Origin of the sequence: Streptomyces hazeniae, from assembly GCF_031845485.1 — a bacterium.
In the GTDB taxonomy this organism is placed as follows: domain Bacteria; phylum Actinomycetota; class Actinomycetes; order Streptomycetales; family Streptomycetaceae; genus Streptomyces; species Streptomyces hazeniae.
Genome location: NZ_JAVREQ010000001.1, coordinates 207600 through 232960 on the forward strand (window position 1 = coordinate 207600; position 25361 = coordinate 232960).

The 25361-nt window shown below is 75.0% G+C and carries 22 protein-coding genes and 1 riboswitch; of the genes, 15 read left to right on the forward strand and 7 right to left on the reverse strand.

Annotated features, from left to right (window positions below):
• Positions 1 to 81 precede the first annotated feature (81 nt).
• Positions 82 to 2229: a molybdopterin oxidoreductase family protein gene (locus RM572_RS01165; RefSeq protein WP_311671376.1), complete on the forward strand. Its 2148-nt coding sequence runs from the start codon at positions 82 to 84 to the stop codon at positions 2227 to 2229.
• Here the strand turns inward: RM572_RS01165 and RM572_RS01170 are convergent.
• Both RM572_RS01170 and RM572_RS01175 read right to left on the reverse strand, forming a co-directional pair.
• Positions 2177 to 3316: a sensor histidine kinase gene (locus RM572_RS01170; protein ID WP_311671377.1), complete on the reverse strand. Its 1140-nt coding sequence runs from the start codon at positions 3314 to 3316 to the stop codon at positions 2177 to 2179. The genes RM572_RS01165 and RM572_RS01170 overlap by 53 nt on opposite strands.
• On the reverse strand, positions 3309 to 4100 hold the full coding sequence (locus RM572_RS01175; protein ID WP_311671378.1) for a response regulator transcription factor: 792 nt from the start codon (positions 4098 to 4100) through the stop codon (positions 3309 to 3311). Before RM572_RS01175 ends, RM572_RS01170 begins: the two co-directional genes overlap by 8 nt.
• Before the next feature lie 125 nt (positions 4101 to 4225).
• On the opposite strand from RM572_RS01175, the gene RM572_RS01180 reads away from it, so the two are divergent.
• Genes RM572_RS01180 through RM572_RS01190 form a run of 3 tightly spaced genes read left to right on the forward strand, consistent with a single transcriptional unit; the run spans position 4226 to position 6248 of the window.
• Positions 4226 to 4903 carry a glycosyltransferase family 2 protein gene (locus RM572_RS01180; protein ID WP_311671379.1) on the forward strand — a complete coding sequence of 226 codons (678 nt, stop codon included), beginning with the start codon at positions 4226 to 4228 and terminating at the stop codon, positions 4901 to 4903.
• Positions 4900 to 5568 (forward strand): TIGR04282 family arsenosugar biosynthesis glycosyltransferase, encoded by a 669-nt coding sequence (locus RM572_RS01185; RefSeq protein ID WP_311671380.1) that lies wholly within the window; start codon positions 4900 to 4902, stop codon positions 5566 to 5568. The genes RM572_RS01180 and RM572_RS01185 overlap by 4 nt, the downstream gene beginning before the upstream one ends.
• The gene (locus tag RM572_RS01190) at positions 5565 to 6248 is read left to right on the forward strand and encodes a class I SAM-dependent methyltransferase (RefSeq protein WP_311671381.1); all 684 of its coding nucleotides are present in this window, start codon (positions 5565 to 5567) and stop codon (positions 6246 to 6248) included. Before RM572_RS01185 ends, RM572_RS01190 begins: the two co-directional genes overlap by 4 nt.
• 63 nt (positions 6249 to 6311) lie before the next feature.
• Here RM572_RS01190 and RM572_RS01195 read toward each other — a convergent pair whose 3' ends face one another.
• On the reverse strand, positions 6312 to 7724 hold the full coding sequence (locus RM572_RS01195) for a hypothetical protein (protein ID WP_311671382.1): 1413 nt from the start codon (positions 7722 to 7724) through the stop codon (positions 6312 to 6314).
• Between the two features lie 598 nt (positions 7725 to 8322).
• Here RM572_RS01195 and RM572_RS01200 point away from each other — a divergent pair.
• Both RM572_RS01200 and RM572_RS01205 read left to right on the forward strand, forming a co-directional pair.
• Positions 8323 to 9639, forward strand: coding sequence for a molybdopterin-dependent oxidoreductase (locus RM572_RS01200; protein WP_311671807.1), 1317 nt, complete (start codon positions 8323 to 8325; stop codon positions 9637 to 9639).
• Complete coding sequence (locus RM572_RS01205; protein WP_311671383.1) at positions 9636 to 10115, forward strand: hypothetical protein; 480 nt, start codon at positions 9636 to 9638, stop codon at positions 10113 to 10115. The genes RM572_RS01200 and RM572_RS01205 overlap by 4 nt, the downstream gene beginning before the upstream one ends.
• 10 nt (positions 10116 to 10125) lie before the next feature.
• Here RM572_RS01205 and RM572_RS01210 read toward each other — a convergent pair whose 3' ends face one another.
• Together RM572_RS01210 and cutA are read right to left on the reverse strand one after the other, a co-directional pair.
• Positions 10126 to 11157: an NAD-dependent epimerase/dehydratase family protein gene (locus RM572_RS01210; protein WP_311671384.1), complete on the reverse strand. Its 1032-nt coding sequence runs from the start codon at positions 11155 to 11157 to the stop codon at positions 10126 to 10128.
• A gap of 111 nt (positions 11158 to 11268) precedes the next feature.
• Entirely contained in the window at positions 11269 to 11622 is a 354-nt protein-coding gene (gene cutA / locus RM572_RS01215; protein WP_311671385.1) for a divalent-cation tolerance protein CutA, read from the reverse strand.
• Between the two features lie 87 nt (positions 11623 to 11709).
• Here cutA and RM572_RS01220 point away from each other — a divergent pair, with 87 nt between their 5' ends.
• Positions 11710 to 12129: a VOC family protein gene (locus RM572_RS01220; RefSeq protein WP_311671386.1), complete on the forward strand. Its 420-nt coding sequence runs from the start codon at positions 11710 to 11712 to the stop codon at positions 12127 to 12129.
• On the opposite strand, the gene RM572_RS01225 is transcribed toward RM572_RS01220, so the two are convergent.
• The gene (locus RM572_RS01225; protein ID WP_311671387.1) at positions 12104 to 12784 is read right to left on the reverse strand and encodes a helix-turn-helix domain-containing protein; all 681 of its coding nucleotides are present in this window, start codon (positions 12782 to 12784) and stop codon (positions 12104 to 12106) included. The two genes, RM572_RS01220 and RM572_RS01225, sit on opposite strands and share 26 nt — an antisense overlap.
• 161 nt (positions 12785 to 12945) lie before the next feature.
• On the opposite strand from RM572_RS01225, the gene RM572_RS01230 reads away from it, so the two are divergent.
• From RM572_RS01230 to RM572_RS01255, 6 genes are all read left to right on the forward strand, one after another.
• Positions 12946 to 14295, forward strand: coding sequence for an NAD(P)/FAD-dependent oxidoreductase (locus tag RM572_RS01230; protein ID WP_311671388.1), 1350 nt, complete (start codon positions 12946 to 12948; stop codon positions 14293 to 14295).
• 3 nt (positions 14296 to 14298) lie between these two features.
• On the forward strand, positions 14299 to 16965 hold the full coding sequence (gene nirB / locus RM572_RS01235; RefSeq protein ID WP_394813487.1) for a nitrite reductase large subunit NirB: 2667 nt from the start codon (positions 14299 to 14301) through the stop codon (positions 16963 to 16965).
• Positions 16962 to 17408 carry a nitrite reductase small subunit NirD gene (gene nirD / locus RM572_RS01240; protein ID WP_311671389.1) on the forward strand — a complete coding sequence of 149 codons (447 nt, stop codon included), beginning with the start codon at positions 16962 to 16964 and terminating at the stop codon, positions 17406 to 17408. The genes nirB and nirD overlap by 4 nt, the downstream gene beginning before the upstream one ends.
• 162 nt (positions 17409 to 17570) lie before the next feature.
• Entirely contained in the window at positions 17571 to 18485 is a 915-nt protein-coding gene (locus RM572_RS01245; protein WP_311671390.1) for an oxidoreductase, read from the forward strand.
• Positions 18482 to 19294: a response regulator gene (locus RM572_RS01250; protein WP_311671391.1), complete on the forward strand. Its 813-nt coding sequence runs from the start codon at positions 18482 to 18484 to the stop codon at positions 19292 to 19294. Before RM572_RS01245 ends, RM572_RS01250 begins: the two co-directional genes overlap by 4 nt.
• A 387-nt stretch (positions 19295 to 19681) precedes the next feature.
• Positions 19682 to 19864, forward strand: a riboswitch (cyclic di-AMP (ydaO/yuaA leader).
• 5 nt (positions 19865 to 19869) lie between these two features.
• Positions 19870 to 21123 (forward strand): transglycosylase family protein, encoded by a 1254-nt coding sequence (locus RM572_RS01255; protein ID WP_311671392.1) that lies wholly within the window; start codon positions 19870 to 19872, stop codon positions 21121 to 21123.
• Positions 21124 to 21208: 85 nt separating this feature from the next.
• Here the strand turns inward: RM572_RS01255 and RM572_RS01260 are convergent, their stop codons facing one another.
• Positions 21209 to 22066, reverse strand: coding sequence for a hypothetical protein (locus RM572_RS01260; protein WP_311671393.1), 858 nt, complete (start codon positions 22064 to 22066; stop codon positions 21209 to 21211).
• A gap of 220 nt (positions 22067 to 22286) precedes the next feature.
• Between RM572_RS01260 and RM572_RS01265 the strand changes: the two genes are divergently transcribed.
• Complete coding sequence (locus RM572_RS01265) at positions 22287 to 24023, forward strand: SPFH domain-containing protein (RefSeq protein WP_311671394.1); 1737 nt, start codon at positions 22287 to 22289, stop codon at positions 24021 to 24023.
• A complete protein-coding gene (locus RM572_RS01270) occupies positions 24020 to 25354 on the forward strand; it encodes an SPFH domain-containing protein (protein WP_311671395.1) in 1335 nt (444 codons plus the stop codon). Before RM572_RS01265 ends, RM572_RS01270 begins: the two co-directional genes overlap by 4 nt.
• Positions 25355 to 25361 lie beyond the last annotated feature (7 nt).

Here is a 25361-nt window from a genome sequence, read left to right on the forward strand (position 1 = left end):
GCGGGCGGCGTGAGGCCGTCGTGCCGGAGGCGTAACGCCGCAGGCGGGACGCGCGTAACAGCGCGGGGGCACGCTGGCCGTATGCCGACGACGACCCCCACCCACTGCCCCTACTGCGCCCTCCAGTGCGGAATGGGGCTGCGGCGCACCGGACCGCCGGTTCCCGACGGGGCGGGCGCGCCCGTCGAGGTGGTGGAGCGTCCGGACTTCCCGGTGAACAGGGGTGCGCTGTGCGGGAAGGGCCGCACGGCCCCCGAGGTGCTGGCGCGCGGTGCACGGCTCACCGGGCCGCTGGTGCGCCGTCGCCGCGGCGGGCCGCTGGAGACGGCGTCCTGGAACGAGGCCCTGGACCGCGTCGCGCGCGGGCTGTCGCGGGTCCGGGCCGCGCACGGCCCGGACGCCGTGGGCGTCTTCGGCGGTGGCGGGCTCACCAACGAGAAGGCCTACGCGCTGGGGAAGTTCGCCCGGGTCGTGCTGGGCACCTCGCAGATCGACTACAACGGCCGGTTCTGCATGTCGTCCGCCGCCGCCGCGAGCAGCTACGCGTTCGGCCTGGACCGCGGGCTGCCGTTCCCGCTGGCGGACGTGCCGCGCACCGGCTGCGTGATCCTGGTCGGCGCCAACCCCGCGGAGACCATGCCGCCGGCCCTGCGCTACTTCACCGAACTCCGCGACAACGGCGGCACGTTGATCGTCGTGGATCCGCGCCGCACCCGCACGGCCGAGCTCGCGGACCTGCACCTGGCGCCGCGCCCCGGCACGGACCTCGCGCTCGCGCTGGGCATGCTGCACCTGGTGGTCGCCGGGGGGCGCGTCGACCAGGCGTTCGTGGACGCCCGGACGGCCGGCTGGGCGGAGGCCCGCGCGGCGGCGATGGCGCACTGGCCGGAACTGGTGGAGCGCGTCACCGGCGTGCCGCTGCCCCGGATCCGCCGGGCCGTGGAGCTGTTCTGCGACGCGGAGGCGTCGATGGTGCTGACGGCGCGCGGCCCGGAGCAGCAGTCCAAGGGGACGGACACGGTCGGCGCGTGGATCAACCTGTGCCTGGCGACGGGCCGGGCGGGTCGCCCGCTGTCCGGATACGGCGCGCTCACGGGCCAGGGCAACGGCCAGGGCGGCCGGGAGCACGGCCAGAAGGCCGACCAGCTGCCGGGGTACCGCAAGCTCGACGACCCGTCCGCCCGTGCGCACGTCGCCGGGGTCTGGGGGGTGCCGCCCGAGTCGCTGCCGGGGCCCGGCCGCAGCGCCTACGAGCTGCTGGACGCGCTGGGCGGGGACGTGCGGGCGCTGCTGCTGATGGGTTCCAACCCGGTCGTGTCCGCGCCGCGCGCCGCCCATGTCGAGGAACGCGTACGGTCGCTGGACTTCCTGGCCGTCGCCGATGTCGTGCTGTCGGAGACCGCGCGGCTGGCGGACGTGGTGCTGCCGGTGACGCAGTGGGCGGAGGAGACGGGCACCACGACCAGCCTGGAGGGCCGGGTGCTGCTGCGCCGCCGCGCGGTGGACCCGCCGCCGGGGGTGTGCTCGGACCTGGCGGTGCTGAACGGGCTGGCCGCGCGGCTGGGCTGGGAGAAGGGGTTCCCGGCCGACGCGGAGGAGGTCTTCGAGGAGCTGCGGCGCGCCTCGGCGGGCGGGCCGGCGGACTACTCGGGCATCTCCTACCGACGGCTGGCCGAGGCTGAGGACGGGAGCGAGGACGCGGGCGTGTTCTGGCCCTGCCCGCAGCAGCCGGAGGGCGCGTCCGGCCCCCAGGGGCGCGGCACCCCACGGCTGTTCCTCGACCGCTTCGCCACGCCGGACGGCCGGGCCCGGTTCGCCGCTGCGGAGCACCGCCCGTCGGCGGAGGAACCGGACGCCGCGTACCCGCTCCACCTGACCACGGGCCGCGTCCTGGCCCAGTACCAGTCCGGCGCGCAGACCCGGCGGGTCGGAGAGCTGAACGCCGCCGCGCCGGGCCCGTTCGTGGAACTGCACCCCCGCCTGGCGGCACGGCTCGGCGCGGCGGACGGCGACCCGGTCGCCGTGGTCTCCCGCCGCGGCCGCGCCGTCGCACCCGCGCGGGTCACCCCGGACATCCGGCCGGACACGGTGTTCATGCCGTTCCACTGGCCCGGCCTGGGGCGGGCCAACACGGTCACCAACCCGGCGCTGGACCCGGTGTCGCGGATGCCGGAGTTCAAGGTGTGCGCGGTGCGCGTGGAACGGTCCGGCGAGCCAGCGGAAGAGTGACCTCGAAACGGCAGCCGCCGGGGATGTTGCGGACCGAGACCCGGCCTGCGTGGGCCTCGACGATGCCCCGGACGATGGCCAGCCCCAGTCCGGCACCGGCCGGTGGCGTGCGGGCGTGCTCGCCGCGCCAGCCGGTGTCGAAGACCCGGTGCAGTTCGTCCGCGGGGATGCCGCCGCAGCCGTCGGTGACGGCGAGCACCGCGGTGTCGCCGACCTCGCGGGCGGAGACCGCGACGGTGCCGTCCGCCGGTGTCCGGTGGATGGCGTTGACCAGCAGGTTGGCCAGCACGCGGGACATCTGGTTGCCGTCCGCCCGCAGCGGCAGGGGCTGCACGCCGTCGCCGGTGAGCCGGACGCCGCGGCCGGCGGCCAGCGGGTGGGCGCCGGCGATCGCGTCGCCGACCAGGTCGTAGGCGGATATCCGGGCGAGCGAGGGGGCCAGGGAGCCGGCCTGGATCCGGGAGAGCTCGAACAGGTCGTTCACCATCTCCGTCAGGCGTTCGACCTCGGTGCGCATCCGGCGGTGGTAGCGGGCGGGCTCGTCGGTCATGCCGTCCTCGAGGGCTTCGGCCATGGCGCGCAGGCCGGCGAGCGGGGAACGGAGATCGTGCGAGATCCACGCGACCAGTTCCCGGCGGGAGGCCTCCAGCGCGGCCTCCCGCTCCCGCGAGGCCGTCAGCCGGGCGCTGGTGTCCGTCAGGCGGCGGGCCAGCGAGGCGAGTTCCGCGGGCATGGGTGCGTCCGGGGCCTGGAAACCCCGCCCGTCGCCGAGGGCCCCCGCGGCGTCCTCGAGCCGCCGGTGGGCGCGGCTCACCCTGCGGCCGAGGAGCAGCGCGGTCGCCGTGGAGGTGGCGGCGGCCACCGCGCACACCATGGTGATCACGGCCAGGTCGTGCGAGGAGAGGAACATCGCCCAGGCCACCGAGAGGGTGCCGGCGAGCATCGCGCCGACCGCGACGACGGCGGGAACGGCGAGCGAGAGGGCGACGGAGCGGCGGCGTACGGCGCGCAGCGCGACCGCGCCGAGGACGCCGGCGACGGCGGAGCCGGCGGCCGCGTAGCAGGCGATGAGCAGCAGGTCACGCATGGCGGGCCGCCCTCTCCGGGACGTCGCCGTCGTCGGGGGCGCTCTCGCCCCCCTCGCCCCCCTCGCCCCCCTCGTCCCCCTCGTCGCCGGGGGCGCCGTCGAAGCGGTAGCCGATGCCCCACACGGTGGTGATGAGACGCGGCCGGGCCGGATCGGCCTCGATCTTGTGGCGCAGCCGCCGCACGTGCACCGTCACCGTGGACAGGTCTCCGTAGTCCCAGCCCCACACCGCCGACATCAGCTCCTCCCGCCCGAAGACCCGCCCGGGGTGACGCAGGAAATGGGCCAGCAGGTCGAACTCGCGGAGGGTGAGGGAAACGGGGCCGCGGGCGTCGTGCACCGTCCGCGCGGCCGGGTCGAGTGTGACGCCGCCGCCGCTCAGCCCCGGCCCTCCGTAGGGCGCGGCGGCGGCGCGGCGCAGCACGGACTCCACCCGGAGCACCAGTTCCCGGGGGCTGAACGGCTTGGTCACGTAGTCGTCGGCGCCCACCTCCAGGCCGAGGATGCGTTCCTCCTCGTCGCCGCGGGCGGTGAGCATCACCACCGGCAGCGGGCCGCGGGCGCGCAGCAGGCGGCACACCTCCAGGCCGTCCCGGCCGGGCAGCATCAGGTCGAGCACCACGAGGTCCGGGGGGCTCGCCTCGGCGCGGACCAGCGCGTCGTTCCCGTCGGCGGCGGTGTCGACGGTGAAGCCGGCGCGCTCCAGGTACCGGCTGACCACCTCCGTGACGGTGGGGTCGTCGTCGACGACGAGGACGCGCCGGGGGTTCGTGGGCTGCTGCATGCCTCGAGTCTCGCAGCGGGCGTGCGTTCCGCGGAGCGGTTGCGTCCGCCGTGCGGCGGACGTCCGTATTCCGTAAGGAGCCGGATGACCTCTTCGGCGCCTCCGCGTACCTAGGGTGAACGGTGATGAGCGATTCGGTGACATCTCCTCAGCCCCTGACCGGGGACGTCGTGCTGCCCTGCCTCAACGAGGCGGAGGCGCTGCCGTGGGTCCTCGCCCGCATCCCGGACGGCTGGCGGGCGCTGGTCGTCGACAACGGTTCGACGGACGGTTCGGCGGACGTCGCCCGGGCGCACGGCACCCGGGTGGTGCACGAGCCGCGGCGGGGTTTCGGCGCCGCCTGCCACGCCGGGCTGGAGGCCGCGGAAGCGGACCTGGTGGCCTTCTGCGACTGCGACGCCTCCCTCGACCCCGGCGCGCTGCCCGGCGTCGCCGCCCGCGTCCTGGACGGTACGGCCGACCTGGTCCTCGCGCGGCGGCGGCCGACCTCGTGGGGCTCCTGGCCGCTGCACGCCCGGGCCGGCAACCGGGCCCTGGCCGGCATGGTGCGGCGCCGTACCGGCCTGCGGCTGCGCGACCTGGGGCCGTTGAGGGTCGCGCGGCGGAGCCGGCTGCTCGAGCTGGGGATCACCGACCGGCGCAGCGGCTATCCCCTGGAGATGGTGGTGCGCGCCGCCGACGCGGGCTGGCGCATCCACGAGACGGAGGTGGCGTACCGGCCTCGCACCGGGGAGTCGAAGGTCACCGGCACCTGGCGCGGCACCTGGCACGCGGTGCAGGACATGCGGGCGGTGCTCCGATGACGGCGGGGGGCACGGGTACGGGCCCGACGACGCTGCTGGTGATCGCGAAGGAGCCGGTGCCGGGCCGGGTGAAGACGCGGCTCACGCCGCCCTACTCCCCGGAGCAGGCCGCCCGGCTCGCGGAGGCGGCGCTGCACGACACCCTGGAGACGGCCGCGGCTCTTCCCGTCCGCCGACGGGTGCTGGTGCTGTCCGGGCAGCCGGGCGCGTGGCTTCCCCGGGACGCCGGTTTCGAGGTCGTGCCCCAGGCCGACGGCGGTCTCGACGAACGGATCGCCGCGGCGTTCGCGGGCTGCGACGGCCCGGCGCTGCTGGTCGGGATGGACACCCCGCAACTGCGCCCGGGGCTCCTGGCGCCGGTGCTGACGCCGGACGGCTGGGACGACTGTGACGCCTGGTTCGGTCCGGCCGCTGACGGAGGGTTCTGGGCGCTGGGCCTGGCCGAGCCGGACCCGGAACTGGTGCGCGGCGTGCCGATGTCGACCGCGCGGACCGGAGCCGAGCAGCGCAACCGCCTGCTGCGCGCCGGGCTGACGGTGCGGGATCTGCCGGTGCTGCGCGACGTGGACACCGCCGAGGACGCGGCGCAGATCGCGGCGGCGTGCGCACGGGGCCGGTTCGCCGCGGCGTTCGCCGCCGCGCAGCGGGAGGTGTCCGCGCGATGACCGGCTCCCCGGCACGTGCGCGTGTCACGTCCGGCCCCGCACCCGTGCCGGCCTGGTGCGCCGACCCGTATGCCGAGGCGCTGCGCGCCGGCCGCGGGCCGCTGTACCTGCGGCGGCCGGACGGCTGGCTGCTGCCGCTGGACGTGGAGCGGTGGTGCGCCCGGGCGGACGCGGCCGATCTCGCCGTCCTGGGGCGCTGCACGGGCCCGGTGCTCGACGTGGGCTGCGGACCGGGCCGGATGGTCACGGCTCTGGCGCGCAGCGGGCGGCCGGTGCTCGGCATCGACACGGCCCCGTTCGCGGTGGCCCGCGCCCGCGGGCTCGGCGGTACGGCTCTGCTGCGGTCCGTCTTCGATCCGCTGCCCGGCGAGGGACGGTGGGGCAGCGTGCTGCTGATGGACGGCAACATCGGTATCGGCGGGGACCCGGCCGTTCTCCTCGACCGCGTCCGCGCCCTGCTGACGCCGGGAGGTCTGCTCCTCGCCGAGGCCGCGCGGGCGGACATCGAGGAACGGGTGGAGGTGTGCCTGGACGACGGTGGCGGGGGCCGCAGCGAAACGTTTCACTGGGCGCGGCTCGGAACGGCCGCGCTGCGCCGCCACGCGGAGTTCGCGGGCTGGTCGGTCGTCGAGGAGTGGTCCGCGCAGGGGCGCCCCTTCCTGGCGCTGCGCCGCACCTGACCTGCCCGGGCGCGCGATCTCTGGCGCGACCGCCGGGCGGCCGCGCCCGGCGGCCCGGGCAGGTCACCAGCCGGTGAAGAGCAGGTGGTTGACGGCCAGCGCGACGGCGGCCTGGGCGGCGAGCCACCACCGGTGCGCAGGCAGGGGAAGCAGGGCGGCGGCCGCGGTCAGCCAGAGGGTGAAGGGCAGCCAGATGCGTTCGGTCTCCGCCTTGCTCATCCCGGAGACGTCGGCCACCAGCACGGCCGCGAGGGCTCCCGCCACCAGCACGGCCAGGGCCGTCGGCCCGGTCGGCGGCGACCGGCGCAGCACCCGTACCGCACGCGGGAGTTCGGGGGCGGCCCGGCGCAGCCCGGCCACGGCCGCCAGGCCGACCGTCACCACGTTCGCGGCAAGATTGCCCCACACGAAGTAGCCGTACGGGCGGATGCGGGCCGTGCCCTGGTAGTAGCGCTCGACAAGGGTGAAATAGCCGTCGAACCACCAGAAGCCGGCCGCCGTGAACGCGGCGAACCAGGGCAGCATGCCGAGCAGCACCAGCGGCACCGGCCGCCAGGTGCGGGCCGCGAGCAGCACGGCCAGGGCGATCAGCCCGAACAGCACCAGGCCGTAGGAGAGGTAGCACAGCAGCCCGAACAGCAGGCCCGACCCGACGGCGGCCGCCTTCGGCCACCGAGCGGTGCGGGTCGCGGCGAGGGCGAGCAGGGCCAGCGCCCAGGCGGCGACGGCCGCGAAGTAGCCGTCGGCGGAGACCGCGAACCACACCGCCGCCGGCGAGAGCACCGCGAACGGGGCGACGGCGCGGGCGGTGTCCGGGCCGCACAGCGCCCGCACCGCGACCAGCACCGCAGCGGCGGCGGAGGAGGCGACGGTGACGGTGAAGACGGCCGCCCAGGGACCGCCGCCGAGACCGATCCGGTCCAGCAGCACGTACGTCAGCAGGGCACCCGGCGGGTGCCCCGCCACGTGCGGAACCCAGTTGTCGGGCGCGCCGAGCAGGATGTGGTCGGTGAAGACGCGCAGGGTGAGGCCGATGTCGTCGACCCGGTCGACCTCCTGGAGGTACTCGTAGCCGGTGGTGAGCCTGCGCGCGACGCCCCGGTCCCAGCCGTCGACCAGCGCCAGCGCCCAGCACCACGCCATCGACCCGCCCCAGGCCGCCCAGACCAGGGGACGCCAGGCCAGTCTCCGGGCGAGCGCCGGGCCCTGGAGGACGACGAGCGCCGCGACGGCCAGGGCGGCAGGGGTGCCGGGCCCGATGTGGGGCTCCCACTGGGCGTACAGCGGCGGCCAGCCGAGGTGCAGGACGTCGTAGGTGACGTGCAGGTGATGTCCGACGACGGCGGCGACGGCGAAGAGCAGCACCGCGAGCGCGGCCACGACGAGGTCGCGGGCCGTCCCGGCGGAGTGTCGCCCGCGGCGTGCGTCGCCGTCCTGTTCCTCCGGAGGCGTGGCCTCCCGCTGCGTTCCGCTCATCCGGTTCACCGTAGGCGGACCGGGGTGTGCGTCAGGGCTCCGCCGTGCGGGTGTCATCGGAATGTCAGAGATGCTGCGGCCCCTGGCCGCGGGCCCGTGACGTCACCGTTTCGTCATGGGCGACCTCCCCGGAGGGCGCGTCTGCGTGGCCTAGCGTCGGATGCAGGCGCTCCGCACCGGCCTCCGAGGAGAGATCCCGAGCATGGACCACGACGACGGCGAACGGGACGAACGTCCCGAACGGGAGCCCGCGCACGAGCCGGAGGCCGACTCCCGGCCGTCCGCGCCGGGCGGCGGGACGGAGTCCACAGCCGACGGTGAGCCCGGACGCACGCCGGAGCAGGACGGCACGGTCCCGGAGAGCCCGACTCCGGAAGGCCGCCCGGATGGAGGCATGGAGACCGGACCGGAACCGGAACCGGAGCCCGAACCCGCACCGGAACCCCAGCCGGAACCCGAGCCGGAGCCGGCACCCGAACCCCAGCCGGCACCAGAACCGGAACCGGGCGCGGAGGTGCCTGCCGCTGCCCCCGGCCCGGCCACCGGGAAGCCCCCCGCGCCCGAACCCGCCGAACCCGCCGCTTCGCCGCTCGCGCGCCTGACCCGCCTCACCCCGCCGCTCGCCCGCCTCGCCGCCCCACCGCCCGGACCGTTCCGGCCCGGCTTCTGGCGCAGCCCGCTGCGCGGCCCGTGGCTGACCTCCGTCCTGGGCCTGGTGCTGCTCGGCGGCCTGCTCGTCGTGACCGTGACCGGTCTGCTGTCGTACGCCGCCTACAACCCGGGGCTCGGCGCGCCGAACGACCGCACGCCCGGGAAGGGCCTGCTGGGCTTCTACCTCTTCTCCTGGCCCACCAGCCCGTACTGGCTCTACCGGCTCACCCAGGGCCTGCACGTGACGGTGGGTCTGGCGCTCGTGCCCGTCCTGCTGGCGAAGCTGTGGTCGGTCATCCCACGCCTCTTCACCTGGCCGCCGGTGCGTTCCGTCAACCACGCACTGGAGCGCGTCTCGCTGCTGCTGCTGGTCGGCAGCACCCTGTTCGAGTTCGCGACGGGCGTGCTCAACGTCCAGCTCGAGTACGTCTTCCCCGGCTCGTTCTATCCGCTGCACTTCTACGGCGCGTGGGTGTTCCTCGCCGCGCTGACCGTGCACGTCGCGCTGCGGGTGGGACGGGTGCGCCGTGCGTTGCGCGGCCGGAGTCTGCGGGAGGAACTGCGCACGCCGACCCGCCGCACCGAGCCCGAGCCGCCGGACGAGACCGGGCTCGTCCCCACCGCCCCCGCCGCACCGACGCTCTCCCGCCGGGGCGCGCTGGGGATGGTCGGGCTGGGCTCCCTGACCATGGTCGTGGTGACCGTCGGCCAGTCCACCGGCGGGCCGCTGCGGGACGTGGCGCTGCTGGCGCCGCGCGGCCAGGACCCCGGCCCGGGACCGAACGGGTTCCAGGTCAACAAGACCGCGCGCTCCCGGGGCATCCGCACCGCCGACATCGGCCCGGACTGGCGGCTGACGGTGCGCGGTCCGGGCGGCCGGAGGGAGGTGCTGGACCGGGCGGCGCTGCTGGAACTGCCGCAGCACACCGCGCTGCTGCCCATCGCCTGCGTCGAAGGCTGGTCGACCGGCGACCAGGAGTGGACGGGCGTCCGGCTGGCCGACCTGGCCGCCAGGGTCGGCGAGGGCCCGGCGCCCGGGGTGTTCGTGGAGTCGTTGCAGCTCAGCGGCTCGTTCCGGGCGGCGTTGCTGCGCGAGAACCAGGTGCGCGACACCCGCTCGCTGCTGGCGCTGCGAGTGAACGGCGCCGACCTGTCCCTCGACCACGGCTTCCCGGCGCGGGTGATCGTCCCCAACAACCCGGGCGTGCACAACACCAAGTGGGTCACCCGGCTCACCTTCCGGAACCAGGAGGGTTCGGCATGACCGGAGCCCGGAGCGCCGCCGCGCCCCTGCGCACGCTGCTGATGCTCGCGTCGTTCGCGGTCACCGCCTACGCGGGGCTGCGCCTGCTGGAGGGCGGGCCGGTGGTCGGCATCCTGATCTGGTTCGTCGGCGCGGCGCTGCTGCACGACATGGTCCTGCTGCCGCTCTACGGCGTGGCGGACCGGGCGCTGCAAGGGGTGCTGGTCCGCCGTCGGCCCGGCGCCCCGCCGTCCCCGGTCGTCAACCACGTGCGGGTGCCGGCGTTCGTCTCCGGTGTGCTGCTGCTGGTGTGGTACCCGCTGATCCTCGGCCTGTCGGACAACTACCGGCGCTACAGCACCCTCGACCCGGACGTGTTCCGGGGACGCTGGCTGCTGCTGACGGCGGGTCTGTTCGCGGCGTCGGCGCTGCTGTACGTGGCGCGCATGCTGCTGGCGTCCTGGCCGCGGGAGGACCGGGACGCCGGCGCGGAGTGAACGCGGCCCGTCAGCCGGCCGGGCGCAGCGGGGCCGCGGCGAACGCCTTCATGCCCGCGGCGAACCCCACCTGGGCCCGCCAGCCCAGTTCGTCGCGGAGCCGGTCCGAGGAGGCCGTGATGTGCCGGACGTCGCCCAGCCGGTACTCGCCGGTGACGGCCGGTTCCGGGCCGCCGAACGCTCCGGCGAGCGCGGCGGCCATCTCCCCGACGGTGTGCGGGTGTCCGCTGCCGGTGTTGTAGGCCCGCAGCCCGCCCGGCGGCGCCTGGCCGGCGGCGAGCGCCTCCAGCGCGGTGACGTTGGCCGCGGCGATGTCCGTGACGTGGACGAAGTCCCGCCGCTGACCACCGTCCTCGTACACCTGCGGCGCCTCTCCGCGTTCCAGCGAGGAGCGGAAGAAGGAGGCGACGCCCGCGTACGGGGTGTCGCGCGGCATGCCGTCGCCGTAGACATTGTGGTAGCGGAGACTGATCGCACCGCCGCCCGACGCGCGGGCCCAGACGGCGGCCAGGTGCTCCTGGGCCAGCTTCGTCGTGGCGTAGACGTTCCGCGGGTCGACGGGGGCGTCCTCGGTCACCGCGCCGGGCCGCAGCGGCTCACCGCAGTGCGGGCACGGCGGTTCGAACCGGCCCTGGTCCAGGTCCTCCACGGAGCGCGGGCCCGGCCGCACCACGCCGTGCGCGGTGCAGACGTACCGGCCCTCCCCGTAGACCACCATCGACCCGGCGAGCACCAGCGTGCGGACACCGGCGCCGGCCATCTCCTCCAGCAGCACCGCGGTGCCCAGGTCGTTGACCCCGACGTAGGACGCGGCGTCGGTGAAGCCCTTGCCGAGCCCCACCATCGCGGCCTGGTGGCTGACCGCGTCGACGCCCGCGAGGGCGGCGGCCAGCGCCTCCCGGTCGCGGACGTCTCCGCGCACCGCGCCGGAGGCGGGGTCGGCCGCGATGTCGAGGACGACCGGTTCGTGACCGGCCTTCTCCAGTGCCGTGACGACGTGCGAGCCGATGAATCCGGCGCCGCCGGTGACCAGTACGCGCATGGCCTCACCGTACGGCCCCGCGAGCCGTACGGGCGGGTGGTGGCGCTCCCGGGCGGCGCGCCGTCAGCGATTCGTCACATCCGCCCCGAGCCGGCCGGAGCGGACGGCCGGTCAGACCTCGGCGGTCGCCTCCGGGTCGGTGCACTCCTCGACGACCCAGCGCAGGTAGTCGGCGCCGCCGCGCACCACCGGCGTGGCGATGATCTCCGGCACGTCGTAGTCGTGCACCTCCCGGATGTACGCCTCGAGGGCGCCGTAGCGGGCGGCGGCCGTCTTGAAGAGCACCTGCCACTCCGGGTCGGTCTGCACCGTGCCCTCCCACCGGTAGACGGAGGTGACCGGCGCGCTGATCTGCGCGCAGGCGGCCACCCGCCGCTCGACGGCACCGCGCGCGAGGCTCTCCGCCTTCGCGGCTCCGTCCACGGTCGTGAGCACGGTCAGGGTCTCCGGAACGATCTCGGCCATGCCCCCACGGTAACGGGGAGCCCCTATGGCGGGGAGGTGGCCGTTTCGTTCAAGACCCGGGGCGGGCGGTGGCCGTACGTTCCCGGTATGGCACCTCGATTCGACCTCATCGGCATCGTCACGGCGGACATGGCCGCCTCGCTCGCCTTCTACCGGCGCCTCGGCCTGGACATCCCGGCCGGCGCGGACACCGAGCCCCATGTGGAGGCGGTCCTGCCGGGCGGGCTGCGCATGGCCTGGGACTCCGACGACACCGTGGCCTCCTTCGACCCCGGCTGGTCCCGGCCGACCCGGGCGGAGGTGAACGGGCGCATCTCGCTGGCGTTCCTGTGCGACGGCCCGGCCGGCGTGGACGAGGTCTATGCCGAGCTGACGGCCGCCGGGCATGCGGGGCACAAGGAGCCGTGGGACGCGTTCTGGGGTCAGCGGTACGCCGTGGTGGAGGACCCGGACGGCAACACCGTGGACCTGTTCGCGCCGCTCAGCGACGCGCCAGCAGGCGGCTGAGCGTCCACCCGGTCAACGCCCGCACCTCGCGGGCGAGGTGGGCCTGGTCGGCGTAGCCCGCCGTGGCCGCCACCTCGGCGAAGGGGGTACCGGCCTCGGCGAGCCGCAGCGCGCGCCGCATCCGCAGCACCCGCGCCAGGGTCTTCGGGCCGTAGCCGAAGGCGTCCAGCGACCGGCGGCGGAGCTGCCGTTCGCTGAGCCCGGCCGCGTCGGCCGCCGCCGCGACGCCGAGGCCCCGCCGCAGCGCCGCGACCAGCGGTGCGCACAGCGGGTCGGGCCGCTCACTGCGCCAAGCCGCGGTCTCGAGCACCGCGCCCGGGTCCGGCGCGGCGGCGACGCGTTCGGCGAACAGCCGCACCTCGCGCTCCGGCCACAGGGCGTCCAGCGGCACCCGCCGGTCGCGCAGTTCGTGCGCGGGCACGCCGAACACGGCGGGGCCGGTGCCGGGGGCGAAGCGGACGCCGGTCCAGCGGGTGCCGGGCGTCTCCCGCGTGGCGTGGCCGGTGGTGTCGGGGCCGGCGACGAGCAGGCCGTCGTTCCAGATCAGGTCCATGCAGCCGTCCGGCAGCACCAGCCCGGTGGTCGCCGTCCCGGGGACCGTGCGGCTCCAGACGACGGTGCCGCCGCCGAGCCGGGAGCCGCGCTCGCTGTACATGCCCCCAGCATGCCGGACCGTGCGGCCGGTGGGGGCGGTCCGGGGCAGGGGCCGGGGAGGGCGGGGCTCACAGCGACGGCGGGGGCGGGCTGAGGACGGCGTTGCGCGGGGGAAACAGCGGTGATCCCGTGGGGTAACGCCGCCGGCCCAGGCTGCTGTGCATGACTTCGGAGAAGCAGCGGGTGGTGGTGGTCGGCGGCGGCATGGCCGCCGCCCGCCTGGCCTTGCGCCTCGGCACCGCCCGCACCGGGCTGCCGGGCGGCCCGGATGCGGTCGGTGTCGACCTGACCGTGCTCGGTGAGGAGCAGCATCCCGCGTACAACCGGGTACTCCTCGCCGACGTCCTCGCCGGACGGTACGCGCCCGAGGTGATCGCGCTGCCGGAGCGCACTCCGGCGCGGCGGCGGCCCGGGGTGCGGGTGACGGGCATCGACCGCGCCGCGCGGCGGGTGCGGTGCGACGACGGGCGGGACGTGCCGTACGACGTGCTGGTGGTGGCCACCGGGTCCAATCCGGTGCTGCCGCCGCTGCGCGGCCTGTTCGACGACCGCCCGTCCGCGCCGGGCGGCGGTCCGCCCGCTGGGCGTGAACTCCCCGACGGCGTGCACGCCTTCCGGACGATGGACGACTGCCTGGCGCTGCGGCGGGCCGCCTCCCGGCCGGGTACCCGCTGCGTGGTGATCGGGGGCGGGCTGCTGGGCGTCTCCGCCGCTCGCGCCCTCGCGGAACGCGGTATGCAGGTCGTCCTCGCCCACCAGGGCGAGGACCTCATGGAGCGCCAGCTCGACCCGGAGGCGTCCGCGCTGCTCCGGCGGCACCTGGCGGACCTCGGCGTCGAGGTGCACACCGCGTGCCGGGCACGCGGCCTGAGCACCCGGCGCGACGGCGGCGGCCCAGGCCGCCGGCGGGTCGAGGCGGTGGAGTTGGCGGACGGCTACCGCCTGGACTGCGAGGCCGTCGTGCTCGCCTGCGGCGTCCGTCCCCGGACCGGCCTGGCCCGCGCGGCCGGCCTGGAGGTCGCGCGGGGCGTGGTCGTCGACGACCGGCTGCGCAGCTCCGACCCGTACGTCCACGCGATCGGCGACTGCGCCGAGCACGCCGGCACGGTCTACGGGCTCGCCGGGGCGGCCCACGACCAGGCCGACGTCCTGGCCGGGGTGCTGACCGGCGCACGGGACCCGGAGGGCCGGCTCCCCCGCTACGCGGGCACCCGGGCCCTGACCCGCCTCACGCTCCCCGCGCTCGGGCCCGCACACGACACGGCCGGCCGCGCGCTGGACCTGGCCGCCTTCGGCGAGCCCGTGCCGCGCGGCGGCGACGACGTCGTCCGGCTCACCGACGCCACGCGCGGCGTCCACCGCAAGGTCGTCGTCCGCGGCGACCGGCTCGTCGGCGGCATCCTGCTCGGCGACCTGGGCGCCGTGAGCGCGCTCGCCCGTACCTGGGAGGGCGACGAAGCCCTGCCCGCCGCACCGCTGTTGCAGCTGCTCACCTCCGAGGGAGGCCACTGAGAGATGGCTACCGCGACCGAGAACACCGAGACCCGGGCCCCGACCCCCGCCGCAGACGCCACCGTAGACGCCGACGACGCCGCCGCCGAGACGATCGTCCTGATCGGCCACGGCATGGTGGGCCAGCGCTTCCTGGAGGCGCTGGCGGACCGCGGGGTGACCGAGACCGCCCGGGTGGTCGTGCTGTGCGAGGAGCCGCGGCCCGCGTACGACCGGGTCCGGCTGACCGCCTACTTCTCCGAGGGGGCCGGGCCGGAGGACCTGTCCCTGACCGACGCGGAGTTCATGGACCGGCACGGCATCGAGCTGCACCTCGGCGAACCGGCCACCGGCATCGACCGCGACACCCGTACGGTCACCACCCGCGGCGGGCTGTCGTTCCGCTACGACACGCTGGTGCTGGCCACCGGCTCGTACCCGTTCGTGCCGCCCGTGCCGGGCCGGGACAGCGAAGGCTGCTTCGTCTACCGCACCATCGAGGACCTGCTGGCCATCGAGGCGTACGCGGAGAGGGCCCGGACGGGCGTCGTGGTCGGGGGCGGGCTGCTCGGTCTGGAGGCGGCGGGCGCGCTGCGCGGCCTGGGGATCGGCACCCGCGTGGTGGAGTTCCACCCGCGGCTGATGGCTCTGCAGGTCGACGACGGCGGCGGCGCCGTGCTGCGCCGCAAGATCGAGGCGATGGACATCGCCGTGCACACCGGGGTCGCCGGCGAGAAGATCCTGGCCGACGAGTCCGGCGCGGTGCGGGCGATGGCTCTCTCGGACGGCTCCGAGATCCCGGCCGACATGGTGGTGTTCTCCGCCGGGGTCCGCCCGCGCGACGAACTGGCCCGCGCCTGCGGGCTGGAGGTGGGCGAACGCGGGGGCGTGGCCGTGGACGCGTCGTGCCGGACGTCCGACCCGCGGGTGTTCGCGGTCGGCGAGTGCGCCGAGGCGGCGGACGGCGTGGTCTACGGCTTGGTCGCGCCCGGCTACGAGATGGCGGAGACGGCCGCCGACGCGCTCTCCCGCCGTTCCGGGAGGGATTTCACGGGTGCGGACACCTCCACCAAGCTGAAGCTGCTGGGCGTCGACGTCGCGTCGTTCGGCGACCCGCACGGCGCGGCCGAGGACAGCCTGGACGTGGTGTACTCCGACTCCCGGGCGGGGGTCTACCGGAAGCTGGTGATCGCCCCGGACGGGACGCTGCTCGGCGGCGTGCTGGTGGGCGACGCCGAGGCGTACGGCACGCTGCGCCCGCTGACCGGCAGCGTGCCGCCGGTGCCGCCCGAGGCGCTGGTGCTGCCCGCGGGCGCCGGGGCGGGGGCGCCCGCGCTGGGCCCCGCCGCGCTGCCGGACGACGCGGTCGTCTGCAACTGCCACAACGTCGCCAAGGGCGCCGTCCGCGCCGCCGTCACCGACCACGGCTGCACGGACCTGCCGGCGGTGAAGAAGTGCACGCGGGCCGGCACCGGCTGCGGGAGCTGCGTCAAGGTGCTCGGGCAGCTCGTGGACGCGGAGCTGGAGGCCTCCGGGGTCGCCGTCGACAAGGGGCTCTGCGGCTGCTTCGCGCACACCCGCGCCGAGCTGTACGAGATCGTGCGCACGCTGCGGATCACCTCGTTCGCCGCGCTGCTGGACGGGCACGGCCGTGAGGCGGCGCGCAGCGGCGACGGCTGCGAGGTGTGCAAGCCGGCCGTGGCGTCGATCCTCGCCTCGCTCGCGCCCTCCATCGGTGCGGACGGCCACGTCCTGGACGGCGAACAGGCCGCCCTCCAGGACACCAACGACCACGTCCTCGCCAACCTCCAGCGCAACGGCTCCTACTCGATCGTCCCCCGGGTGCCGGGCGGCGAGATCACCCCGGAGAAGCTGATCGTCATCGGCGAGGTCGCCCGCGACTTCGGGCTCTACACCAAGATCACCGGTGGTCAGCGGATCGACCTGTTCGGCGCCCGCGTCGACCAGCTCCCGCAGGTCTGGGCGCGGCTGGTGGAGGCCGGGTTCGAGTCCGGCCACGCCTACGGCAAGGCGCTGCGGACGGTGAAGTCGTGTGTCGGGCAGACCTGGTGCCGCTATGGTGTGCAGGACAGCGTGCGGATGGCCATCGACCTGGAGCTGCGCTACCGGGGGTTGCGCGCGCCGCACAAGCTGAAGTCGGCCGTCTCGGGCTGCGCGCGGGAGTGCGCGGAGGCGAGGGGCAAGGACTTCGGCGTGATCGCGACCGCGGAGGGCTGGAACCTGTACGTCGGGGGGAACGGCGGCGCGACCCCGCGGCACGCCGACCTGCTGGCGCAGGACCTGGACGACGCCGGGCTGATCCGGCTGATCGACCGGTTCCTGATGTTCTACATCCGCACCGCCGACCGGCTGGAACGCACCTCGACCTGGCTGGAGCGCCTCGAGGGCGGCCTGGACCACGTGCGGGAGGTCGTGGTGGAGGACTCGCTCGGCCTCTGCGACGAGCTGGAGGCGCTGATGGCCGCGCACGTCGCCGGCTACCGCGACGAGTGGGCCGAGACGCTGAACGACCCCGAGCGGCTGCGGCGCTTCGTGTCGTTCGTCAACGCGCCCGGCGCGCCGGACCCGTCGGTCCGGTTCGTCGCGGAGCGCGAGCAGGTGAAACCGGACCTGACGCTGCTGTCCGGTCCCGACATCCCCGTCCGCACCCTCGAAGGGACTCCGGCATGACCACGACCCTCGCTCCCGAGCACCGCACGCACGCCCTCGTCACGGCCCCCGGCTCGGCCCCCGCTCCGGCACGCGCCCCGGAGCGGCTGGAGGTGGCGGCGGGCGGCGCCTGGCACCCGGTGTGCGGGCCCGGCGACCTGGTGCCCGGACGCGGCGTGGCGGCGCTGCTGCCGGACGGCACGCAGGTCGCGCTGTTCACCGACCGCGCGGGGAAGGCGTACGCGATCGGCAACCGGGACCCGTTCACCGGCGCCTACGTCCTCTCCCGGGGCCTGACCGGTTCGGACGCGGGGCGGCCGTTCGTGGCGTCGCCGCTGCTGAAGCAGCGCTTCGACCTGGCCACGGGCCGCTGCCTGGACGACGCGGACGTGTCGGTTCCGGTCCTCCCGGTGCGCACGTCGCCCGTCCCCGCCGCGGCCTCCGCGGCGGCCCCCGCCGCCTGACGCCACGCCTGGCGCCGCCCTCGCCGTGGCCCACCTGCCGCTCTACCCTGGGCGGGTACGAAACAGCAGGTCGGCGCGGACGCACCGGGCCGGCACGCCGACGGCGGCACGCAGCGGCACTCCGACGGCGGCAGGGCGACACGGCGAGGAGCGCGGCAGGCGATGGGCTGGACGGCACGCAGGATTCCCGACCAGAACGGCCGCACCGCGGTCGTGACCGGTGCGAACAGCGGTCTGGGCTACGTCACGGCCCGCGAGCTGGCCCGGCGCGGCGCGCGCGTCGTGCTGGGCTGCCGGAACCGGTCGCGCGGCGAACGGGCGCTGGAGCGGCTGCTCGCGGAGGTCCCGGAGGCGCACGCGGAGCTGCGCCGGCTGGACCTGGCCGACCTGGGCAGCATCCGCGAGTTCGCGGCCGGGATGCCGGACAAGCCGCTGCACCTGCTGGTCAACAACGCGGGGCTGATGGCGATCCCGCACTCGCTGACCGCCGACGGCTTCGAGATGCAGTTCGGCGTCAACCACCTCGGGCACTTCGCGCTCACCGGTCTGCTCACGGAACGGCTGCTGGCGGCCGGCGACGCACGGGTCGTGAACGTCTCCAGCCTCGTGCACGTCGTCTCGGGCATCGATCCGGCGGACCTGAACAGCGAGCGCGGCTACCGGCGCTGGACGGCGTACGGGCGCTCGAAGACGGCGAACCTGCTCTTCACGCTGGAGCTGGCGCGCCGCACCCGGGAGCACGGCATGGTCGTGGCGGCCGCCCACCCCGGATACGCGTCGACCGAGCTGCAGACCAAGGGGCCCCGGCTGAGGGGCGACCGGACCGGCGAGCGGCTGATGCGGGCCGCGAACTCACTCGTCGGTTCGTCGGCCGAGCTGGGCGCGGCGGCCACGCTCTACGCCGCCACCTCCGCGGAGGTGGGTCCCGGGGCCTTCGTGGGGCCGCGACTGCTGGGGCTGCGCGGCGCGCCGGGCGCAGCCTGGCGGGCGCCCTGGGCGCGGGATCCGGCGATGGCCCGGAGGCTGTGGGAGGCGTCCGAGGAGCTGACGGGCGTGCACTACGAGGCTCTGGAATGACACACCACCACACATCGGGACATAACGGACCGGGCGAGAGGCCGACGGTGCGGGTGCTCGTCGTGGACGACGACTTCATGGTCGCCCGGCTGCACCGTGCGATGGTCGAGCAGACCCCCGGATTCGCCGTCGCCGGGGAGGCCCGGACCGGCGCCGAGGCACTGACGGCGGTGCGCGCACTGCGCCCGGACCTGGTGCTGCTGGACATCTACCTGCCGGACATGTCGGGACTGGACGTCCTGCGCGCGCTGCGGGGCGACCCCGGCGAGGAGACGACGGGCACCGCGCCCGCCGCCCCCGGGGTGGACGTCCTGGTGGTCACCGCCGCACGCGACGTGGAGACCGTGCGCGGAGCCCAGCTCGGCGGGGCCGTGCACTACATCATCAAGCCGTTCGAGAGCAGGACCCTGCGGGAGCGGCTGCTCGCCTACGCGCAGCGGCGACGCGAGCTGGCGGCACTCGCTGCGGCGGGAGAGGCCGGACAGGCGGAGGTCGACCGGGTCTTCGGCTCCCCCGCCGGGGATCCGCGAGCCGCCGCGCCGCCGCGCGAGCGACCGGCCCTCCCCAAGGGGCTGACCGCGCAGACCGCGGCGCTCGTACGGCGGGCGCTCAAGGAGGCGCCGGGAGACCTCTCGGCGGCCGAGTGCGCGGAGCTGAGCGGGCTCTCCCGGGTGAGCGCGCGGCGCTATCTGGAGCACTTCGCGGCCGGCGGCGAGGCCGAGGTGTCCCTGCGGTACGGCACCACGGGTCGCCCCGAGCGTCGGTACCGCCTCCCGGGCACCACGCCACCCCGGACCGGACGGGACTGAGACCCGGACGAGATCGACGCATTACCGCAGGGAAGCCCGTTACGTCCCATTTGGCGTTTCGGTATGGATATTGGCGGTCTGCTCCTCGCGGCGTGACGCGAATAACAGCACGGTCTCGACGGGGCGCGCCGCACACCGGACCGAAATTCAGGGCTTTCTCAACTCCCCCTTCATAGCGGCGAGTTGAGCACTCGACATACGAAGATCGCGACAACTCAGCGAAAACGGACAGCAGCACACAGTCGTGTCGGAGTGGCGTGAAGCCCGTGTGAAGACCGTCCGTAAACCCGACTTTCTTGCCGCAATCCGAATCCCTGTGTTTTGGTTCCCTCCGCCGCCGCGCTCGTGCGGCGGCCCTGAGCCGGGACGCCGAGTCCTGCCGCCCGGAGCAGGAGCCACCCGTGACCCACGAACGGCAGGAGTGGGGGACCCAAGGTAAGTGCCGCGCCGGTACGTCACCGGACGGCTTGGGGTGAAGTCGCAGCGAGTGCCGCTCATGCGCTCGCACAGGCGACCGGGCAACTCCAGCCCGAACCCGACAGCTCACCTCGCAGGCGTAGGAGAGGACCACAGCCATGTCTGCACGCGGACGTCATCGTCGCTCCAAGACGCAGCGTTTCACCCGCCGCGCCACCGCCCTCGCCCTGACCGCGGGCGGCGCCGGCATCGCCCTTCCGCTCGTGACCGCCGGCGGCGCCCAGGCCGCCTCCGTGGACACCTGGGACAAGGTCGCCCAGTGCGAGTCCACCGGTAACTGGAGCATCAACACCGGCAACGGCTTCTACGGCGGCCTGCAGTTCACCCAGTCCAGCTGGGAGGCCGCCGGCGGCACCGAGTTCGCGCCCCGCGCCGACCTCGCCACCAAGGACCAGCAGATAGCCGCCGCCGAGAAGCTGCTCGCCCTCCAGGGCCCGGGCGCCTGGCCCAACTGCGGCCCGCAGGCCGGCCTGCAGCAGAACAGCGGCGACCCGCAGATCGACCCGAACGGTGGTGGCGAGGACGCCGCCGCCTCGAAGGCCGAGACCGCCGAGGCCCCGAAGCAGGCCGCCCCGAAGGCCGACACCGGTGCCCGGGACACGAAGGCCCCGAAGGACGCCAAGACCGAGAGCTACACCGTGGTCAGCGGCGACACCCTGTTCAAGATCGCCAACGCGCACGACGTGGACGGCGGCTGGAACACCGTCTACGACGGCAACCGCGAGGTCATCGGCGGCAACCCGGACCTGATCTACCCGGGCCAGGAGCTCAGCCTGAACGGCTCCGCCGCCGGCGCCACGCAGAGCGAGGCGCCGAAGAAGGAGACCGCCGAGAAGCCCGAGAAGACCGAGAAGAAGGCTCCGGCGCCGAAGCAGGACTCCGGCAGCTCCGACGCGGCCTCCGCCGCCGCGGAGTCCGCGGACACCTCCCAGGCCGAGAGCGCCGCCGGCGGCTTCTCCGCTCCGGTCGAGGCCGCCACGAGCACCCCGTACCACCAGACCGGCGCCAGCTGGTCCAGCGGCTACCACACCGGTGTGGACTTCGCCGCCTCCACCGGCACCACGGTGAAGTCCGTCGCCAACGGCACGGTCGTCTCCGCCGGCTGGGCCGGTTCGTACGGCAACCAGGTCGTCATCCAGCACGAGGACGGCCGGTACAGCCAGTACGGCCACCTGTCCTCGCTGTCCGTCTCGGCGGGCGAGAGCGTCAGCGCCGGCCAGCAGATCGGGGCCGTCGGCTCCACCGGCAACAGCACCGGCCCGCACCTGCACTTCGAGGTGCGCACCGGCCCGGACTACGGCTCGGACATCGACCCGGTCCAGTACCTGCGGGCCAACGGCGTCTCCCTCTGAGGCACCCCCGCCCCGCGCACGCCGCCCGGCGCCGCCCCTCCCGGGGCGCGCCGGGCGGCGTCGTGTCAGGCCGCGACCGCGCGGCTCACCACCCGCCGCCGGACCCCTGACCCGGGTGGCCGCCCTGGCCCTGACCGGGGTAGGGCCCGTGCCCCGGCTGCGGAGCCTGCGGCGGCGGCCCCCAGCCCGGCTGCTGCTGCGGGTGCGGCGGCTGCGCCGCCGGGGGCTGCTGCCCCCAGCCCGGCCCGCCCTGGCCGCCGGGCGGCGGCGTCCACCCCGGCTGCTGCTGCGGGGGCTGCTTCTGCGGATACGGAGCCTGCGGATACGGAGCCTGCGGGTGCGGCTGGGGCTGGCCGCCCCACCCCTGCGGCTGCCCTCCGGGCTGCTGCATCAGGCCGCGCTGGGCCGCCTGCGCCAGCCCGGCGTCCCGCTTCCGCCCCGCGCGCAGCGGCTTCACCCACACGAGGCTGGTGCCGCCCGGCCGGCACACGACGGCGCCGCCCTCGGGGTGGGCGGCCCACCACAGCACCCCGGCGGGCCCGGGGTCCGCCCAGTCCATCGACCACAGGGCCGTGCGCGCCACGTAGACCCTCAGCTCCGCCGTGCCGGGGTCCTGGACCACCACCGTCGGGTTGTTGAGGCCCGAGCTGACCGTCGTCGCCCGGCAGGCCGCCCAGGGGCCGCGCTGCAGCGCCGCCCGCATCTTCCGCGCGTAGGACAGCCACAGCAGGGCGCCGACGGTCATGCCCACGCCGAAGATGACGAGGTAGAAGCCGTAATCGCCGTCCATGGCCAGGAGCAGCACGCCCAGGGCCGCGAACAGCGGGGCGGCGGCGAGCACCGCCGTCCAGGCGCGGAGGACCGTCTTCAACGACTGCGCGGTCGGCGGGAAGTCGGCCGCCGTGGCCCCGACTCCGCCCTGTTGCATGCCCGGGTCGCTCATGGCGCCGCCCCCCGTGTGAGTTCTCGCTGTGCCGTGTCCGCCGCCGTGCGCGGCAGCGGCGGCGTCCAACCAACCGAACGAAGGGCCGGGTGTCAACTGGCGCCCCGCGCACGCCACCCGTACCGGTCGCGTCACGATCGGCGTGCCCGGCTTTCCGCAGGTCCGAAGCATGGTGTGGGATGGAGGGCCGAAGACGCAGACGTGAGACAGGGGGATGTTCGTGGCTTCACGTGGCCAGAACCTACGCAGAGCCGCCCAGGCGGTGGCGGGCGGAGCCGATCCGCGCTCCGTCGCGGAGGACGCGTTGCGGCAGCACGCGGGTGATGCGGCGGAGCGCGGGAGCGGAGTCGCCGGCAGGCTGAGCCGGGGCGCGTCCGGGAGCCGGGAGGAGCTGCTCCAGGAGGACAGCATCGACCCGGCCGACTTCCCGGCGGCGCGGGAGCAGGGCGGCGACATCGACACCGTGATGTCCGAGCAGACCGTGCCGCTGGACGAGGCGGGCGAGGCGCTCAACCGCAGTCGGCAGGAGCGCGACGGACGGCGGAAGGTGCACGCCATCTGCCCGATGGTGATCCCGCGCGGCCGGTCGTTCCTCAGCATGCTGCCCGTGTCGCTGCTGTTGGTCCTCGGCGTCATCGGCACGTCGATCGCGGCGGCCACGTCGGGCGCGACCGGCGTCGGCACGCTGACGCACCCGCTCTTCGGGCTGCACTACTGGGTCATGTCGGTGGCCGCGGTGGCGTTCGTCTGGTGGCGGCAGGGCATGGTGATGGTGCCGGACGGCAGCCAGGCGCTGATCACCCGGTTCGGCAAGCTGGAGAAGGTCGTGGGCCCGGGACGGGTCGTACTGATCAGCCCGTTCAAGCGGGTGTCGTACATCGTCAACACGACCCGCGAGTACCCGTTCAACGCGCCGGTGCGGGAGGCTCCGACGCGGGGCGGGGTGAAGGCCTCGATCGACCTCTTCATCCAGTTCCGCATCCAGGACCCGCAGGAGTTCGTCTACACCCTGGGCGCCGTGCGCGGCTTCGAGGAGAAGCTGAACAACGCGGTCAGCGAGACCATCCGCAGCCTCATCTACGAGCAGGAGGCCGCGGGCATCTACGACATGGTCGGCGAGGACACCGGGCGGCTGCTGGAGCAGCTGAACAACCAGTTCCTGCCCGCCGTGGAGCTGACGAACGCCAACATCACGCACGCCGAACCGTCCGACCAGGGCTACCGGATGCACCTGGCCGCGCCGGAGATGGTGCGGATGGCCAAGGACGCCTACACCCACGAGTACGCGCTCCAGCTCCGCAAGGAGCAGGACGAGGGCGACCTGAGCAAGGAGCTGGCCACCCGTCACGAGACGCTGTCCGGCATCCAGGCGGAGATCGCGCAGTACCAGGCGCAGATGGACACCGCCGTCGAGCGCGAGACCAACCGGGCCCAGGCGCTGGCCCGGCAGCGGTACGTGCAGGCCGAGTCGGAGGCGAAGGCGAACGCGGCGCTGCTGGAGGCGCAGGCGCTGGACATCCGCGCGGTGACCGCGTCGGAGGCGCCGGAGATCCTGGAGTACCGCTACCAGCAGCAGATCCTGGACACGCTGGAGGAGGTCGCCGACCACCTGCCGCGGCTGGTCCGCATCGGCGGGCCGGGCGCCGGCACGGGTGACGGCGCGGCCGGGGTCGACTTCCTGGCGCTGGCCCGGGAGATGGTCGGCGAGCACGGCACGGAGCTGTTCTCCGAGGCGGACATGGCCGCCGTGCGGGCCCGGCTGGAGGAGGTCTCGGCCCGGATCGCCGAGCGCGAGCCGGAGATCCGTGCGCTGCGGGAGGCCGAACGGCCCACCGTCCCGGGGGAGACGGACCCGACGGCCGCCGTCGCGGACGACACCCAGGCCGTCGCGGAGGACGCGGCCGACGGCACGGCCGGTGACACGGCCGCCGCGCGCACCGAGGAGGGGGCGGAATGAGCGCCACGCACAACCGCAGGTCGGTCATCACCGAAGAGGTCGCTCCCTGGAGCGACGTGCCGCGGCTGCTGCGCGGCGGCGAGGCCGGCACCATCGTGCCGGTCATCATCCCCCGTCACCTGCGTCGGGTGTGGTGGATGCTGCCCGTGTGGCTCGGCGTCTTCTCCCTGCTGGCGGGCGTCATGCTGAGCCTCCAGGACGCGGACAGCGGCGCCGGAGACGTCGCGTTCGGGGCGCTGGCCACCCTGGCGTACGTCCTCGGCGCCTTCTTCCTGCTCGCGGGCGGGCTGTGGTGGTGGCGCTCGTCGATCGTGGAGATCGAGCAGGGCACCAACGGCATCCTCACCCGCTACGGCGCCATCGTGAGCACGCTGGACCCGGGCCGCCACTACCTGTGGCACCCGTGGGAGCGGGTGGACTTCGTGGTGGACACCGCGACGGAGATCCCGTACTCGGCACCGGTCGTCGCCTGCCCGACGCGGGAGAACGTTCCGCTGCGGTCCATCGAGTTCTTCCTGAAGTTCCGCATCACCGACGCGGTGCTGTTCGTGCGGAGCATCGGTGCCGGCAACTTCGACCTGGTGCTGTCCAGCGCGGTGCAGGACGCCATCCGGCAGCGCGGACGCCAGGTGCAGACCGAGCGGGCGTACGACCTGCGCGGCTCGGACGTGGCCGACATGCAGGACCTGCTGAACCGTCAGCTGGACCGCTACGGCGTGCGCATCACCGGCTGCAACATCCCGGACGTGCAGCTCCCGACGCAGTACCAGCAGCACCTGTCCACCAAGGAGCGGGTCGCCAAGGAGCGGACGGCGTACGAGCAGGAGTGGGGTCTCACCCGCAAGCGCCGCATCGACGCGCTCGGCATGGACATCGAGCGGGCGAAGAAGGTGCGCGACGCGCGCATCGTCGAGGTCAAGGCCGCCCTCAACCAGGCGCGCGAGCAGGTGGCGCAGCTCCTGGAGGAGCAGGAGACGGAGGCGCAGAAGGTCCGCTTCGAGATCGAGACGCGCGGCCGCAGCGGGCTGATCTCGGCGGAGAACGAGGCCCGTGCGCAGCGCCGGCTGGCGCAGGCGTACCGGGACAACCGGGCGGTGCTCCAGTACGAACTGGCGCGGCGGCGGCTGGACGTCGGGGCGACGCTGGCCGGTTCGGCTCCGCAGCCGATCGTGGTCCGCACCGACGGGCCGGACGGCGGCGGCTCCGACTCCTCGGCGCTCACCACGCTGCTCACGGCCCAGCTCCTGCCCCGCCTGTCCGGGATGCCGGCGGCACGGGAGGCGCAGGGCGCGCTGCGCGACGCGATCGAGCAGCGCACCGCGCGGGACTGAGCTTCCG

What these genes read in the sequence shown, in the direction of transcription:
- nirD (WP_311671389.1), top strand. Translation starts at nt 16,962, where the DNA reads ATGACCACGACCCTCGCTCCCGAGCACCGCACGCACGCCCTCGTCACG.
- RM572_RS01245 (WP_311671390.1), top strand. Translation starts at nt 17,571, where the DNA reads ATGGGCTGGACGGCACGCAGGATTCCCGACCAGAACGGCCGCACCGCG.
- RM572_RS01255 (WP_311671392.1), top strand. Translation starts at nt 19,870, where the DNA reads ATGTCTGCACGCGGACGTCATCGTCGCTCCAAGACGCAGCGTTTCACC.
- RM572_RS01165 (WP_311671376.1), top strand. Translation starts at nt 82, where the DNA reads ATGCCGACGACGACCCCCACCCACTGCCCCTACTGCGCCCTCCAGTGC.
- RM572_RS01180 (WP_311671379.1), top strand. Translation starts at nt 4,226, where the DNA reads ATGAGCGATTCGGTGACATCTCCTCAGCCCCTGACCGGGGACGTCGTG.
- RM572_RS01175 (WP_311671378.1), bottom strand. Translation starts at nt 4,100, where the DNA reads ATGCAGCAGCCCACGAACCCCCGGCGCGTCCTCGTCGTCGACGACGAC.
- RM572_RS01250 (WP_311671391.1), top strand. Translation starts at nt 18,482, where the DNA reads ATGACACACCACCACACATCGGGACATAACGGACCGGGCGAGAGGCCG.
- RM572_RS01195 (WP_311671382.1), bottom strand. Translation starts at nt 7,724, where the DNA reads ATGAGCGGAACGCAGCGGGAGGCCACGCCTCCGGAGGAACAGGACGGC.
- RM572_RS01225 (WP_311671387.1), bottom strand. Translation starts at nt 12,784, where the DNA reads ATGTACAGCGAGCGCGGCTCCCGGCTCGGCGGCGGCACCGTCGTCTGG.
- cutA (WP_311671385.1), bottom strand. Translation starts at nt 11,622, where the DNA reads ATGGCCGAGATCGTTCCGGAGACCCTGACCGTGCTCACGACCGTGGAC.
- RM572_RS01260 (WP_311671393.1), bottom strand. Translation starts at nt 22,066, where the DNA reads ATGAGCGACCCGGGCATGCAACAGGGCGGAGTCGGGGCCACGGCGGCC.
- RM572_RS01230 (WP_311671388.1), top strand. Translation starts at nt 12,946, where the DNA reads ATGACTTCGGAGAAGCAGCGGGTGGTGGTGGTCGGCGGCGGCATGGCC.
- RM572_RS01270 (WP_311671395.1), top strand. Translation starts at nt 24,020, where the DNA reads ATGAGCGCCACGCACAACCGCAGGTCGGTCATCACCGAAGAGGTCGCT.
- RM572_RS01170 (WP_311671377.1), bottom strand. Translation starts at nt 3,316, where the DNA reads ATGCGTGACCTGCTGCTCATCGCCTGCTACGCGGCCGCCGGCTCCGCC.
- RM572_RS01220 (WP_311671386.1), top strand. Translation starts at nt 11,710, where the DNA reads ATGGCACCTCGATTCGACCTCATCGGCATCGTCACGGCGGACATGGCC.
- nirB (WP_394813487.1), top strand. Translation starts at nt 14,299, where the DNA reads ATGGCTACCGCGACCGAGAACACCGAGACCCGGGCCCCGACCCCCGCC.
- RM572_RS01210 (WP_311671384.1), bottom strand. Translation starts at nt 11,157, where the DNA reads ATGCGCGTACTGGTCACCGGCGGCGCCGGATTCATCGGCTCGCACGTC.
- RM572_RS01190 (WP_311671381.1), top strand. Translation starts at nt 5,565, where the DNA reads ATGACCGGCTCCCCGGCACGTGCGCGTGTCACGTCCGGCCCCGCACCC.
- RM572_RS01185 (WP_311671380.1), top strand. Translation starts at nt 4,900, where the DNA reads ATGACGGCGGGGGGCACGGGTACGGGCCCGACGACGCTGCTGGTGATC.
- RM572_RS01205 (WP_311671383.1), top strand. Translation starts at nt 9,636, where the DNA reads ATGACCGGAGCCCGGAGCGCCGCCGCGCCCCTGCGCACGCTGCTGATG.